At 49.0% G+C, this 15,471-nt stretch carries 12 protein-coding genes and 1 tRNA gene; 2 read left to right on the top strand and 11 right to left on the bottom strand.

Going from position 1 to position 15,471, the window contains the following annotated elements:
* Positions 1-8: 8 nt before the first annotated feature.
* The 9 genes from PXY01_RS11625 to arfA all read right to left on the bottom strand — a co-directional run bounded on the left by PXY01_RS11625 (position 9) and on the right by arfA (position 11,667).
* Positions 9-869, bottom strand: a complete 861-nt coding sequence (locus PXY01_RS11625; protein ID WP_127570052.1) for an aminoglycoside phosphotransferase family protein — start codon at positions 867-869, stop codon at positions 9-11.
* A 29-nt stretch (positions 870-898) separates the two neighbouring features.
* A complete protein-coding gene (locus tag PXY01_RS11620; RefSeq protein WP_127570050.1) occupies positions 899-1,486 on the bottom strand; it encodes a TetR/AcrR family transcriptional regulator in 588 nt (195 codons plus the stop codon).
* A gap of 209 nt (positions 1,487-1,695) precedes the next feature.
* The gene (locus tag PXY01_RS11615; RefSeq protein ID WP_127570048.1) at positions 1,696-3,411 is read right to left on the bottom strand and encodes an ABC transporter substrate-binding protein; all 1,716 of its coding nucleotides are present in this window, start codon (positions 3,409-3,411) and stop codon (positions 1,696-1,698) included.
* A gap of 88 nt (positions 3,412-3,499) precedes the next feature.
* The gene (locus tag PXY01_RS11610; RefSeq protein ID WP_127570046.1) at positions 3,500-4,405 is read right to left on the bottom strand and encodes a carbohydrate ABC transporter permease; all 906 of its coding nucleotides are present in this window, start codon (positions 4,403-4,405) and stop codon (positions 3,500-3,502) included.
* A gap of 15 nt (positions 4,406-4,420) precedes the next feature.
* Positions 4,421-5,377: an ABC transporter permease gene (locus PXY01_RS11605; RefSeq protein ID WP_127570044.1), complete on the bottom strand. Its 957-nt coding sequence runs from the start codon at positions 5,375-5,377 to the stop codon at positions 4,421-4,423.
* Between the two features lie 298 nt (positions 5,378-5,675).
* Positions 5,676-7,223 carry a response regulator transcription factor gene (locus PXY01_RS11600; RefSeq protein ID WP_127570042.1) on the bottom strand — a complete coding sequence of 516 codons (1,548 nt, stop codon included), beginning with the start codon at positions 7,221-7,223 and terminating at the stop codon, positions 5,676-5,678.
* Positions 7,216-9,018: a sensor histidine kinase gene (locus PXY01_RS11595; RefSeq protein WP_164744391.1), complete on the bottom strand. Its 1,803-nt coding sequence runs from the start codon at positions 9,016-9,018 to the stop codon at positions 7,216-7,218. The genes PXY01_RS11600 and PXY01_RS11595 overlap by 8 nt, the downstream gene beginning before the upstream one ends.
* Before the next feature lie 67 nt (positions 9,019-9,085).
* The gene (locus tag PXY01_RS11590; protein WP_164744390.1) at positions 9,086-9,961 is read right to left on the bottom strand and encodes an AraC family transcriptional regulator; all 876 of its coding nucleotides are present in this window, start codon (positions 9,959-9,961) and stop codon (positions 9,086-9,088) included.
* A gap of 200 nt (positions 9,962-10,161) precedes the next feature.
* The gene (arfA, locus tag PXY01_RS11585; protein WP_127570039.1) at positions 10,162-11,667 is read right to left on the bottom strand and encodes an arabinosylfuranosidase ArfA; all 1,506 of its coding nucleotides are present in this window, start codon (positions 11,665-11,667) and stop codon (positions 10,162-10,164) included.
* Positions 11,668-11,883: 216 nt separating this feature from the next.
* On the opposite strand from arfA, the gene PXY01_RS11580 reads away from it, so the two are divergent.
* On the top strand, positions 11,884-12,792 hold the full coding sequence (locus tag PXY01_RS11580; RefSeq protein WP_127570037.1) for an ArsR/SmtB family transcription factor: 909 nt from the start codon (positions 11,884-11,886) through the stop codon (positions 12,790-12,792).
* 84 nt (positions 12,793-12,876) lie between these two features.
* Positions 12,877-13,890, top strand: a complete 1,014-nt coding sequence (lplA, locus tag PXY01_RS11575) for a lipoate--protein ligase (RefSeq protein WP_127570036.1) — start codon at positions 12,877-12,879, stop codon at positions 13,888-13,890.
* A gap of 79 nt (positions 13,891-13,969) precedes the next feature.
* On the opposite strand, the gene PXY01_RS11570 is transcribed toward lplA, so the two are convergent.
* On the bottom strand, positions 13,970-15,232 hold the full coding sequence (locus tag PXY01_RS11570; RefSeq protein ID WP_127570034.1) for an MFS transporter: 1,263 nt from the start codon (positions 15,230-15,232) through the stop codon (positions 13,970-13,972).
* Between the two features lie 156 nt (positions 15,233-15,388).
* A tRNA-Met gene (locus tag PXY01_RS11565) sits at positions 15,389-15,465 on the bottom strand.
* Between the last annotated feature and the right edge of the window lie 6 nt (positions 15,466-15,471).

Here is a 15,471-nt window from a genome sequence, read left to right as displayed (position 1 = left end):
TGTCGCGATTATCGTTTGAAAGCTATTCGTCGTCTTATCTCAGCTTTAAGTAACTGCCTTTCGGCATTGCTGATTCCGTTTGAGTTCAGCTTACGGGCTGCAATGATTGCAATCCAAGGTTCAACGTCCGAGTAGGTAATGCCTGATATGCGGCTGTACTCCTCTATGAATCGTTCAATGAACGGCTCGCGAATGGCATCTAGCGCGCCAGCTGGAATACCGAGCTCGGGCGGCAGCATTCCGTACCTAATGTTGATGATAAAGTCAGCCAAGTCCGCTTCGGGGCTGCCGCAAACCGCATCATTCCAGTCAATAATGGTTTGCTCTCCGTTAGAACGAATCATAATGTTACCCGGATTAAAATCACCATGGCACATTTGCCGCTTACAGGACAGACGCTCCAGCAGCTCGATAACGGCTTCTTTCTCTTCATCGTCCAAGTGCTCCTGATTCCGGATTCTATATGTAATATAGTCTTTTTGCGACGGCAGCTCCGCACCCGGCAGAACGTGAATGCGATGCATCAGCTGGACCGTCATCGCAATCACTTCATGATAGAGCGGAGGCTGTCCGACTTTCGTCTCCTGTCGATTACGCTGCATCAGCATCCCCAATAAGCCTTGCAGCATCGATTGACCTTCGATCCGTTCGAATATGGCACCTGGCCGTCCATCGACCTCAATATATTCGTACGGCCGGGGCACTGGCAGACCGCTCTCCCAAGCAATTCTCGTATTGCGTAGCTCACGCTGTAACAAATAAGCATCCGTATTGGGTTTCGCTAGCTTTACTACTTTGCTGCCGTCCTCCCACTCATAGACCTCAGCACATCCGCCTTCCCCAAGCTTGCTGCCCAGCATCTCGTTCATATCCGATCTCCTCCAATCGTTCGATTCCGCTACTCTAGCTTTCCTTCATTCTTCAGCAGCATTTCATACATCTCGGTCACCATCTTCGCAATCTCGTCCATCTCCAGCTGCATCGCATTCGTATTTAGCATCGTGCCGATTCCGATTAAATAGATCGATAACTTCATCAAGACGTTCTTCTTGCTATCAGCCGACAGCTTATGAATGCGACTGCCGCTCCGAAAAGCTTGGTCCCGAGCCTCCGCGCCTAGAATGTACCCGCCAAGCAGCATATCCTTGTCGGAATTGTATTGCAGATATCCGGTCAGATAAAGCGCTCGGAATAAATGCTTCTCCTTCTGAGCGAACTGCATGAAGCCAAGTGCGAGATTCAGTGCAGCTGATTTGTGACTATCGTTATACTCCGTCATATAAACTCTGACACACTCAGTAATCCTCTCGAACACGCTTTTACGAATTTCTTCCATACTCCCGCATACGCTGTAAATCGGCTGGGTCGAGCATCGCAGCCGCTGCGCAATGCGGCGGGTCGTAAGCATCTCCAAGCCTGCTTCCCTTACGAGCTCGAAAGCAGCATTCATGATCATCTCTCTCGTTACTTCCGCCTTAGGGGGCATACAGCACCTCCATAACATTAATAACATATGTTATATAACGAATGTTATTATTTATGTTTATTTATGTCAACAATTATTTTTCATTTTTGCAATTTTAGATATGAACAACCACGCTATCCCTGCAATTAAATAGAAGAGGGCGGTTCATCCGTCCGTTGTCACAGACTGATGAACCGCCCCTTATTCTTACTCTATCGCGTGATGCAAGCTTATTCGCCGCTCCACAGTTTTACGCGCTCTTTAATATATTTCGTGTACTCTTCCTCGTATTTCGCTACATCATTTTTCTCAATCTCAGCCATGAACGCGTCCCATTTCGCATCGAATTCAGATGGCTTCGACAGAATGATCTCTGGAATACGCTTGTTCACGATTGGTTTCAGCTTGTTGTAAATGATGTTCGCATCGGAATCACTAGGAAGCGGCAGGTTCCATGCAGCACCCCAAGGCTTAGCCTTGAACTCCTCTTCCGATGGGAAGAAGTCTTTCCACGTCGATATACCGTAAGCAGCAAGCACCTTTTTGTCCTCTTCCGAGTATGTGCTTTGGATTTGCTCAGGGAAGTTCGTCGTGTAGTAGTTACCCGTCGAATCGAGTACGCCGTCACCGTAGTGAGGAGCGTAGTTGTTATAGAGACCGATACCCGTCGTTCTCTTGAAGTTGGAAGCATCGTTCACTTTCGCATCTTGAATGTCTTGTGGAATAACGCGTTTGCCATTCTCTACGTTGTAATGCTTGCCCTCGATTCCCCAGTTAATGAGGACTTGACCTTCATCGGATGCAAGGTAGTCGAGCATTTGAATGATGCGCTCTGGGTTTTTCGCGTCCTTCGAGATCATAAGGCCAAAGCCGCCCATGAAGCCCGTAGGCTCGAACGTATGGTCAATCGTGCTGTCATCCAGCTGTACGGAGTAGAAGCCGTACGTTGCGCCGAACTTGCCGTCTTTCTTAAGCGTGTCGATTGCTTGCTGGAAGCCCCACTTCTGGTCAATAACACCGACAACGCGGCCTTGTGCGATTTTGGATTGGTATTGGTCTTCTTTCTGTACGAACGATTCTGGGTCGAGCAGACCGATATCGTTCATATGGTTCAGCCAGCGGAAATATTCTTTCTCTTCCGCACGGCGGTAGTGGAACGTTGCTTGATACGTCTCTGGATCAATATAGATTTCGCCGTCGTCCGATGCGCCCGTCGCCTGGAATGCTGGATTCGTTACAGAGATCAAAATCCGCCAGTCATCGGCAAGCAGCGACAAGCCGTACATTTTCTGGCCGTCTTCATTCGTAGGGTGCTTCGCAATATAGTCCGCGATTACTTTCTCATAGTCTTTAACCGTTTTAATTTGCGGATAACCCGCTTCTTCTACTGCCTGGTGCTGGAGGCTGAAAGCGCCGCCTGCATCAAAATACGTATTGCCCACGCCATCATATGTCGGAAGGACATAGATGCCTTCGTCTTCCGTGCTCCACTTCAGACGGTTCCAATAGTCACCGTATACCTTCTTCAGGTTCGGACCGTATTTGTCGATCAGATCGGACAGCTCCAGCACTGCGCCCGAATCAACGAACAGGTTCGCGCTGCCTTTAGCAGAGATGATATCCGGATATTCGCCGCTTGCTGCAACGAGCGAAACTTTATTCTCATCGGTAGCAAAGTCCATTTTGAGCGTAACACCGGTTTTGGCTGTAATTTGCTTGCCTACTTCATCCTGCATTTGGTTCCAGTCTGGACTTGCGTCAGCTGCAAGCATCGTGTACGTAATCGGCGTCGTATCAAGCGCTGTTGCATCGGTCGCCGTACCGCTGTCTGCCGATTCAGGCTTTTTCTCTTCCTCTTTGTCGGACGAACCGCAAGCTGCAAGCGCCGATACGAGCATAACGTTCGCAAGCAGCAGGCTAGTTCCTTTTAGAATCTTGCGTTTCATAATAAGGTCCCTCCCCTTTATAAATCATGAATCTTATATTGTATAACAGGACAGGCAATCTGTCCTCGTTAATACCATAATGAAGCAATTAAGATTTAACCGCGCCAAGCGTCATACCTTTGACGAAATAACGCTGCAGGAATGGATAGATGACGAGAATTGGCAGCGATACAACGATCGTAATCGCCATCTTAATCGATTCCGGCGATACGCTCGTCACAAGCTCAGTCATGTTCTTGCCGCGGTAATCGGTCGAGTTCGTCGTCGATTGGAGCACCTTCGTCAATTCGTATTGCAATGTCGTCAGACTAGGCGTACTGCCGTTATACAGATACGTATCGAACCAAGAGTTCCATTGTCCGACTGCCAGGAACAGCGCGATCGTGGCAAGCACCGGCTTACATAGCGGCAGAATAACCCGCCAATAGATCGTGAAGTCGTTCGCTCCGTCGATCTTCGCCGATTCCTGCAGTGCATACGGCAGGCCGTCGATGAACGAACGGATGATGAAGACGTTGAACGCGCTGACAAGACCTGGAAAGATGTATACCCAGAAGGAATTCATCAGGTGCAAATCTCTCATCAGCATGTATACCGGAATGAGACCGCCGGATACGTACATCGTCATTGCAAGAAACGTTGAAAGAAATTTTCTTGCTTGGAAATCAACACGTGCCAATACGAACGCCAGCATGGAGCCGCTGATCAATCCGAGCAGTGTACCTACAACTGTACGTAGAACGGATATATAAAAGCCGGTAACTAGGCCTTGATACGCAAATATCGTTTCGTAGTTTTTGAACGTGAAGACACGCGGGTAGATCGTTAAGCCGCCGCGGACCGTATCGTTCGAATCGTTAAGCGAAATCGCGAGCACATTCAAGAACGGGTAAAGCGTGACGATAAGAATGATGCACATCACGACGACGTTCGTGCCGTCGAACAGCTTGTCGCTCATCGACGTGCTCATCAGTGATTTTCTTGTTTTGGCCATGGATGGCATCCTCCTTTACATGATGCTTTCTTTCGTCACCCGCTTGAATATGCCGTTGGCTACGAAGAGAAGGATTATACTAACGACCGAGTTAAAGATGCTAATGGCCGTACCGAATGAGTATCTGTTTTGCGTTATACCGTTATTGAGAGCATAAAGATCCAATACTTCCGAATAATCGATGACGAGCGGATTGCCGAGCAGGAACTGCTTCTCGAAGCCGATCTGAATGAGATGGCCGATCGACATGATGAGCAGAACCGATATCGTCGTCCGAATGCCTGGCAGTGTAATGTGCCAGATTTGACGCCAGCGTCCTGCGCCGTCAACACGAGCTGCTTCGTATTGCTCAGGGTCAATGCCTGTAATAGCGGCCAGATAAATGATCGTGTTCCAGCCCATCTCTTTCCAGACATCCGACGCCGTAACGATAGACCAGAAATATTTCGGCTCACCCATGAACTGAATCGGTTTGTCGATAATATTCAAGCCCATCAACAGGTCATTAACAACACCTCCGTCGATCGACAGCATTTTCGTGACGATACCTGCTACGACGACCCACGATACGAAGTGAGGCAAATACGATACCGTTTGCACAAACCGCTTGAACACCTGACTACGCAGCTCGTTCAGCAGCACTGCGAACAGAATCGGAATCGTAAAGCCCGCAATCAAGCTCATGAAGCTCATCGCGAGCGTATTTCTCATAACAAGGAAGAACCGGTCGTCCGAGAACAGATCGACAAAATGCTTGAAGCCAACCCATTCTTGATCCCAGAACGAGCGCGCCGGTCTAAATTTCTGAAATGCCATCGTCCAGCCCCAGATTGGCAGGTAGTTAAATACAAATACCCAAATGACGAACGGAATGGACATCAAATATAAGTACTTCTGCTGAAACATCCTGAACAAGAAGCTGTTCCGTTTCAGTCCGCCGGGCTTTTTGTTGGTGTTTGATATCGCTTCCATACTAACCCTCCTTTTGTATGTCTCCATCATAAGGGATGGTTATAGCCGTTTCACACCCGATAGATTCGTGCAAAAATCATATAAAATTTCGCCAGCCCATTCTCCATCCTATTATGGAAAATAGCGTATTCACTGTGCTGTAAGCGGTTCCAAACATCTTTGTGACTTTATCGTACACCAGCTTACGCCTGCAAACCTACCCGATAAATCCGCTATAAAATCCGGTACATATCCGACATTCCCGCATCAAAACAAAACCGCACGGCATCGCCGCGCGGTTAATGATATCGTTCTAGCGTTACAATTTGCCGCCCTTGAAGACTGACGGCGAAACTCCTTCGTATTTCTTAAACTTTGTATGAAAATAATCAACGCTGCCGTATCCGACCATCTCCGCTACTTGATGCACCTTCAATCCTTGCGCTAACAGCTCCTTCGCATGGTCAATTCGGACCTTATCGAGATACGTATTAAAATGGTCCCCCGTATGCGTCTTAAATAGCTTACCTAAGTAGCTGCTATTGTAGTTGAACAGGTCAGCCAACGTCTCCAGCTTCAAATTCTCCCGGTAATGACGCCGGATAAAATCTTCAATTTGCTTAATCTTAGTCTCTGATCCGTGTTCAGTAGCTGATTGACGAACAGCATCATCGATCATCCGGCTCATATGCTCTATGAGCGAACTCATGCTCTTCTGGCGGAATATATCCGAGATTGCCGGCGCGAACGATTGGATTGACGTATAGATCCGCGGGTTAGCGTTGACAAGCTTATTTAATGCAGTGGACAACATATGGGCAAAATTCGATTTCACCGTCTCCTCGGGCAGAAGCGTTCCAGCCATCTGAGCGGCAGCCGTCTCAACGGTCTGAATCGCACTCTTCATATTCCCGATATCCATCGCATAGAATAACTGCTCCGCCAAGTCTTCAATCGGCAGCTCAGACGGCTCTCCCAGCTCCTTAGAAGCTGTCTCGTCCGCATTCATAATGACACCCGTACCAAGCGCGAACCGATACTTCAGCCCTGCAAGCGCACTGTCATACGATTGCTTAACATGCCGGAATGTAGATACCGCACCGCCGACCGACACGAACACCTCTTCCGTATATCCATTCGAAAGCAGCAGCCGAAGCAGCTCCGTGTCGGTCAGGCTGACTCCCGCTTCTTGACGCAGCAATATTCCGATATACGGCTCGATTAGGAAGACAAACCCCTGATTACCGGCTTGAAGCTCCTTGCTCCATTTCCGCTTCAATAAGCTTATCTTGCCCGGATCGTTGTCTTCACCGGGATCAATCTCTGCCAGCGCCACCCGGTAGCCGGGCCATTCAATGGACAACCGCTTGGCGATCGGCTTCCACAGCTCGTCCGTCAAGCTATCTCCCGCTGCACCGGATATGATCGATTTCAGTATCTGCTCCCCTCGCCAAGCGACCTCTTCGTCATGCTGACGCTGCGCTTCCTTCTCGGCGATCAAACTTTCCTGTATCCGTTCTAGACTTTGACAGAGCTCCTCTTCATTCACTGGCTTGAGCAAATATCCATCTACACGGAAACCGATCGCTTTTCGTGCATACTCGAAGTCAGAATACCCGCTCAATATTAAAAAATGACAGCGATCGTTGCTTTCCCGAATCCGCTCGATCAGCTCCAGTCCATTCATGCCCGGCATCCGAATATCGACGAGCATCAGATCCGGCTTCAGCTCCTCTACTCTCGCCAGCGCTTCTCTGCCGTTCGCTGCTGTGCCGCATACGGTAAACCCGTACGTCCCCCACTCAATCAGCGTCGTCATCCCTTCTCGGATCGTTGGTTCGTCATCTACAATCATCACGTTATACATCTGCGTCACTCCTTGTTGGCAGCTCCAGCCGGATGAATGTGCCCTGCTCAGGTGTACTTTCCAGTGTTAAAGTATACGCATCTCCATGCATCAGCTTTAACCGTTGGTGCACATTCCTCATCCCGATCCGGTAGCCCTCACGGTCTTCCATATCCTCAAGCGACTCCAGAAGCTCAAGTAGCCGCTGCTCCTCCATGCCCTGCCCATTATCCGCAATTTCGATGATGAGCTTCTTGAAGTTATCGGTTACACGCGTACGAATGATTACGCACCCTCCCTCTTCCTTCGTCTCAAGCCCATGAACAACCGCATTCTCGACGAGCGGCTGCACGATAAGCGGCGGGACTCGCAGCGACATCGATTCGGGAGCGATATCCAGCTCAAAAACAAGACGGTCTCCGAATCGGAACCGCTGAATTTCCAAATAGCAGCGAACGATGTCAATCTCGTCGCTAAGAGCAATGCTTGAACCACCAATTTCCAAATTTTTACGCATTAGCGTTCCGAGCAATTTCACGGTCTGAGCGATCTCTGTCTGTTTGTTCATATGAGCTTTCATCCGAATCGACTCCAGCGCATTGAACAGAAAATGAGGATTAATCTGGCTCGCCATCATCCGCAGCTTAATCTCTTTTTGTTTCATCTGCAGCCTATTGCGCTGTAGATTAGTCTCCTTCACTTCCTCCATAAGATCGCGAATACTCTTCATCATGGCGTTGAATTGTCTAGACAGTTGGCCGATCTCATCGTTACCATCGATTCGCAGCGATCCTTTTAGATTACCTGAAGCTACCTTGTTCATCTCCCGACTTAACGTAAGAAGACGGTTCGACAACAGCTTGGATACAAATGAAATCATAATGATAGCTACGATAAAACTAATCAGCATCGTGCCAAGGCCAAGAAAGCTGATCCGATTAGCATCCTTCACGATGCTGTCAATCCGAATGACCGATACAATCCGCAGTCCATTACGGCTTGATGACGGATGTAACGACTCGACAACAACCTTTGACCGCCTGCCATCAACGACGGTATTATAGGTTCCGTCGCCGTTCTCATCAAGTAAATGTCGAATGTTGACGTCTGTCAACTCGCTGCCTTCATCTGACTTGCGGGTCGAGACAACGACATAATTGTTCGAGTCGATAATCATCGTATCGAACGGCTCATTCATAAGTATCGAGGCAAGCTCTGTACGGTTCAACGAAATAACTAGCACTGCGCTTGTCCGGTATTCCATAAAATCGACCCTGCGGACGAGGCTCAGTCTTTTCACACCTGGGCTCGTCTCTTCGTCGATAAAGTACCACTGCGCAAGTGAATCCTGCTTCGCCGCGATGTACCAGAACGACTGCGCTGTCGCTGGGGTCAGCTTCATAAACTCCCAGTTGTCCAGCAGCGTTGGATTCTCTGTATATATTCTGATGCTGCTTATTTCCGTATGCAAATTCAACAAATTACGGAACGCACTATAATCCCGGTATGCGAGAAACACATCGATCGCCCGTTCATACTTCGTCGTCACGATATGCTTCAGCTGTTCGTCATACATTAGCGTGTTCGATGCTTCAATCGGCACCGACATAAGCTCAGAGGTACGCTGTTTTATTCGATAGACGTTATTCAACGATTGCGACACCGCATCATCGAGCACCTTCTCGCGGAATTCAACCGTAAGAAACAGACCAACGATCAGAACCGGCACAGCTACGACGAGCAGCAGCGACAGAAACAGCTTGGACCGTATTTTCATATTGTTCAGCCAACTCGATAGCAACCGATACATCATCATACCTGCCTGTTCGTACCGCATAGATTAGATGGCGGCGAATTTTGTCCCTTATTATACATGACATTGATTAATGGAGCCTGCGAAATTGTTCTGGCGTCATGCCCTCTGACTTGCGGAATACAGCAATAAAGTGGCTGGCGTCCCGATAACCGACCTCCTGCGCAATCTGATGAACACTTTTGTGCTCATTGCCGGACAACAGCCCTTTGGCCTTCGTCAGCCTTAATCGAATTAAATACGTATACGCCGTCATGCCCAGCGCTTTATGGAACAACATGTTCAAATATCGCGGAGTTACATGAAGCTGCTCGGCCATCTCCGGCAAGCCGATTGACGGATCGCCATATCGTTCGTCCAGCCAAGTAAGCAGCGGATTCAGTTTCTCCATATGATGAAACAGCGAGGAGCCAGTGCGGACTTGTCCATATTTTTTGAGCAGCAGCAAGAACCGGTACAAACCGCTGGAGGCATCCAGACCCGACCGATCATCCTCTCGTTGTACCTCCCCCAGCATTCGCCCCAGCTGATCGTCAAGCTCAGTCCCTTTCTCCCACCGGAACCATTCCGAATGTCGAAAGCCAAGCGTCGTCATTATCGCCGCCGCTTGAGGCCCATCGAACGTAACATATTCTGTCGACCAGCTGCCACCATTTGGCCTATAGCTGTGCTTAATATGCGGATAAAGCAGAAAACCCGTTTGGACCGGGAGCGTCATCTGCTGCCCTGCCACCTCGATGATCCCTTCTCCTTGCACGGTATGAAGCCAATGAAAGCACGGGTAACCTGCATGGCGATTGATCGTTTCCTGAACCGGATTGTAGCCCAGACTCTCCACGTAGATCGGCAAGGATGGCCGCACAGCGGCAAGCCAGTAATGAACTTTTCCTTTGAGGGGTGCCTCTCTATATGTCTTCGTACCCGCCTCGTCCGCTTTCATCATCATCCCTCCGTGCCTAAGCATACCATATCCGTACTTTAGTCTCCTAGACTTCCCTCTCAATAGTTATGATTAACCACCAGCGGTAGCACTGTGAGCCGATCTTCCTCCTTTCATTGTCCGGAAGTCTGCGCTGCTAACCTCATATCAACAACAAAGGCTACCCTCCCAGCTGATGCTGGAAGGATAGCCCTTCAGTCTGTGTATTACACTTTCACGCGAATTACATTCCAAGACGCTTTCGGCAGCTTCGCTTGAATCGTTGATCCGTCCACTGCTGCGTTACCGCGGTTATGTGGCTTCACTCGATTTGGATCCGCTTCCGTATTCACAGCCTTCAGATCGTCGTTCTCCATGACGATGTGCTCAATAATCGAGCAAGCTCCGAAGCTGCGCAGATCGATCTCGATTGGAAGCTGCTCCTCGAGATGGCGGTTAACCGCGAAGATCGTCACTTCGCCTTTCTCTTCATTGTGTACCGCGATCGACTCCAGATGTGGAACGTCGGTAATTTCTTTCGTATCGTACTTCGACGATTGAACGAGCGGCACGAGCGCTTTGCCACGTCCATATACCGACGCATGCAGGTAAGGATAGAAGATCGTCTGACGCCATACCCCGCCGCCATTCGATGTCATAATTGGCGCGATTACGTTAACCAGCTGCGCCATGCACGCCATTCTGACCCGGTCTGAATGCTTCAGCATAGCAATCAGCATCGTACCGACAACGAGCGCATCCTCATGGTTATAGATGTCCTCCAGCTGAGGAGGTGCAATGTCCCACGGCTCCCGTTTGCTGTCGGCGTCATTCGAATGATACCAGACATTCCATTCATCGAAGGAGAGAAGCATCTTCTTCTTACTGCGCTTCTTCGCTTTCATATAATCACAAGTAGCCGCTACTGTACGAATGAACTCTTCCATCTGAAGCGAACGGGCAAGGAACGTCGGCGTATCGTTCTCTTGGTTGCCGTAATATTGGTGCAGCGACAAATATTCTACGTGATCGTACGTATGATCCAGCACGGTCGATTCCCATTCTGGGAACGTCGGCATGCCGAGCCCCGAGCTTCCGCAAGCAACCAGCTCAATTGTCGGATCGACCCATTTCATGACCTTCGCCGTTTCAAGCGCCAAGCGTCCGTACTCCGTCGCCGTCTTATGTCCAATTTGCCAAGGGCCGTCCATTTCGTTGCCAAGGCACCATGTTTTAATATTGTGCGGCTGCTCATACCCATGCGAACGGCGCAGATCACTCCAGTAGGAGCCGCCCGGATGGTTGCTGTATTCGATAATATTACGGGCATCATCAATACCGCGTGTACCGAGATTGACTGCCATCATCACTTCCGAGTTCGCTTTCTTCGCCCAATCGACGAATTCATTGAAGCCGAACTGATTCGTCTCGACCACTCGCCAAGCTAGCTCCAGACGACGTTTGCGCTGTTCCTTCGGACCGACCGTATCCTCCCAGTTGTAACCGGATACAAAGTTACCGCCAGGATAACGAACGATCGGCACCTGCAGCTCACGGATCATCTCCAGTACATCATTGCGGAAGCCCTGCTCATCGGCATCCTTGTGGCCAGGCTCATAAATACCGCCATATACGGCACGACCGAGATGTTCAATGAAGGAACCATAGATCCGGTTATCGATATCGGAAATTGCAAAATCTTTGTCAACAATCATCTTCGCTTTAACAGTCATGTGCAATACTTCCTTTCAAAATCTTTGAATTAATGAAATTATTAATTGTATTTAGCACAAGTTAATCCATATCCTTATTTAATACGATCACCCGCCTGTATGCAACACTTTTTTCATGATATACTCTTTTCTTTTTTTGAATTTATGTTTATATTAATTTAAGCGCATTATATATGCTTGATTGCCGTCCAATTCAGGTCTGGGGGAGTATCATTTATGATCAAAGCTAACACTGATGCCCAATGGCTTCCACTATACGAAGCATTAGCTAGTGAGGTCCGGCTTCGGATCTTACAGCTGCTTGCTGATCAACCGATGAACAACAAAGATATTGCCGAGCGGCTGCAATTAAGCCCAGCCATTGTGACAATGCATATCCGCAAGCTTCAACAGGCTGGTCTTATCCGTTCCGATATGGTACGGAGAAACGGCGGTACTCACAAGCTTAATTCCTTAGCCGAGGAACGGATCGAAATCACACTGCCGCATTCAGAGGAATCTCCCCGGTTCATGCACGAGGTGTCGATTCCAATCGGGCACTATACGTCCTTTGACATTCATCCGACCTGCGGACTCGCAACAAAATCACAATATATCGGGCAATTTGACGATCCGCGTTACTTCTTCTCTCCTGAACGAATGCATGCCAATATCCTATGGTTCGGCAAAGGCTTCGTCGAATACAAGATCCCGAACTATCTGCTTGCTTCCCAGAAGCTTATTGAAATTGAAGTTTCAATGGAGCTGTCATCGGAAGCTCCCGGTACGAACCCGAATTGGCCCAGTGATATTCGGTTCGAGTTGAACCGGACTTCGCTTGGCAGCTGGACTAGTCCTGGAGACTCCGGCAACGGACGAGGCTCCTTTACGCCGGACTGGTGGCCGGACCATATTAACCAATATGGCTTCCTTAAAGTGCTTCGTATTACCGAGGAGGGCACCTTCATCGATGGTATGAAGCTGTCATCCGTCGGACTTCGTGATATCGAGCTGGAACGCAATCAATGGACGCTTCGCTTCGCAGTCGACGAGGATGCGGTACACGTCGGAGGCATGACGCTATATGGCCGAGGCTTCGGCAATTATGATCAGGATATCGTGTTCCGCACTTACTATAGGGAGTGAGACCAAGCCAATTAGAAATGACCCGCTTAAATATGATACGATAACGTACAAGCACCATGAGGAATCGTATGGGAGGAACCAGCGTTGCTATTTATCGATAACTTAGGCATTACCGATCCGACCATTAATTTGGCCATTGAGGAATATGTGCTTCGGCAGCTGCCGATGACGGACAGCTACCTGCTATTTTATATTAACGAACCGTCCATCATCATTGGCAAAAATCAAAACACAATCGAGGAAATCAACTCCGAATATGTAGAGGAGCACGGCATTCATGTCGTCCGCCGTCTATCAGGAGGCGGTGCCGTATATCACGATCAAGGCAATCTAAACTTCAGCTTTCTAACCAAGGATGACGGCCAGTCGTTCCACAACTTCCGTAAATTTACACAGCCTGTTGTCGATGCGCTGCAGGCGCTTGGCGTCAATGCGGAGCTGAGCGGACGCAACGATATCCAGGTTGGCGAACGCAAAGTATCCGGCAATGCGATGTTCGCAACCCGTGGTAGAATGTTCAGCCATGGAACGCTGCTGTTCAATTCCGAGATGGAGCATGTCGCTTCCGCGCTCAAAGTGAAGCCGATGAAGATAGAATCCAAATCAACCAAGTCCGTTCGCTCCCGCGTTGCGAACATTACTGAATTTTTACAGCAGGAACTGACAATCGAGCAATTCCGGGACGAGCTGCTGCGCCGCATCTTCGGCATGGAGCCTTCAAACGTCCCTCAATATAGGCTGACCGAAGAGGATTGGAAAGCGATTCGAGAGTTGTCCGAGTCACGCTATCGTACTTGGGATTGGAACTTTGGCCGTTCGCCGAAATGTAACATCCAGAATGCGTACAAGTTCGCTGCGGGCATTATTGACGTACGGCTTGATGTACAGGACGGACATATCGGCGGAATCCGTATATTCGGTGATTTCTTCGGCGTCGGCGATGTATCCGATATCGAGCAGCGGCTAACCGGAATACGTTACGAAGAAACCGCTATTCGATCAGCACTTGAAGGAATCGAAGCAAGCTACTATTTCGGTAACGTAACAAAGGAGCAATTCATCGACTTGCTGCTGTTGAAGGAGCAGAAGCTGGTCTAACCATGGGTATAAAGAGACAAACGGCTTGGCGCATGCGAACGACACGTCGTTCATCTGTTCCAAGCCGTTGTCTTCTTGTTTAGCTAACCTGAATTTTTCGAGACCGCTGACGGCTGCCTGCCACGAACAGAACAGTACCGATCCAGCCACAGATAGACGCTATTATAAGCAGCGTAGATAAGGAAACCGATTCGGACAGCCCCGCCCCAAGCAGAGGGCCAAGCGTTCCGCGGAAACCGAACAGCATCAGATGCATCCCGAATACAGTTGCCTCTCGCCCAGGCACTAAGCGCGATACAAACGACAGAATCCCGAGATCCCATATTGCCTCTCCCAGCCCTTGAATGCCATTGCCAATAATAACGGCTCCATATGTCCCCCACAAGCCATAGATCATCGGTACGACCGCATATGCGCCTATTCCGGCCATCAAAGTATAGCGAATGTCAAAACGATCGATCATCCAGCCTGCGAATAAATATGTAAGAAGAAGAATCGAATAATACGAAATCCGTCCCATCCCAATCTGGACATTCGACAGTTCTAGCACATCAACTTGAATAATTTGATATAACGGATTTGACAGCATGTTGCCAAAACCAGAGAAGGTCGTAGCCAGCAAAAATACGACCAGTATACGATTCCCTTTCACCAGCTCCCATTGTTCTCGCAATGTTGCCTTAACGGAACGCTTCACCTTCTGATACTCGGGCTTTGCAGCAGAAGGCTGTTTGCCAAGCCGCATCGTGTTGAACAATGCAAGCGACACGATTCCGAATACCGCAGCCGTTAGGAGCGGCCCCATAGGCCCAGCTGCATCTGACCAGCTGCCGACGATGTACGCGAGTGGTATCATTAAAGCCCCCATCGCTACCCGAACATAACCCATTAATCGTCCTCGTACATCTCCCGGATACATTCGGGATACGAGCGAGGCATAGGCAGGAGCTTGAATGCCCATTAATAATTGATATCCAATAGCAGTAGCGACATATACGGTCGGATGAGAATATAATGCTGGAAAAATTAGCAGCAATCTTCCAATATAATTGGGTATAAAATAAAATGGCCATGGCTTGCGAGTCCGTTCGATCAACCCCGCCCATAAAGGCGAGAAAATAAGTCCAATTGCAGGCGCTGCCGACAGCAAGCCGACCTGAAGATTGCTCGCCCCTTCGCGAATTGCGAACGGCATAAAAAACTGATTCATCACAACATTAAACAACGAGAACAACATCGTCGCCATAATATCGATCCGCGCATTGAACCATACGCGAGGACTCATCGCAATTCCCAGCTTCATGACATCATGATGACGTCGGTGTAAACGTTGTTGATCCATGGCTGTATATCCCTTCCCGAGTCCCAGCTCAGCTTGTATCCTATCTCTCGTTAGTGTAGTATTCCATCATGACCACAGTCAATAGAAGATATTGAACGTATTCATGTTGAAACGTCAAAAAAGCCACCATGTTTGGTGGCTTCTAACTGTTAAATTTGGTTGCGGGGGCAGGATTTGAACCTGCGGCCTTCGGGTTATGAGCCCGACGAGCTACCGAGCTGCTCCACCCCGCGACAATA

This window comes from Paenibacillus xylaniclasticus, assembly GCF_004001065.1.
In the GTDB taxonomy this organism is placed as follows: domain Bacteria; phylum Bacillota; class Bacilli; order Paenibacillales; family Paenibacillaceae; genus Paenibacillus_T; species Paenibacillus_T xylaniclasticus.
Note: the sequence above shows the minus strand (reverse complement) of the source record. Positions and strands in the feature narration are given on the sequence as shown.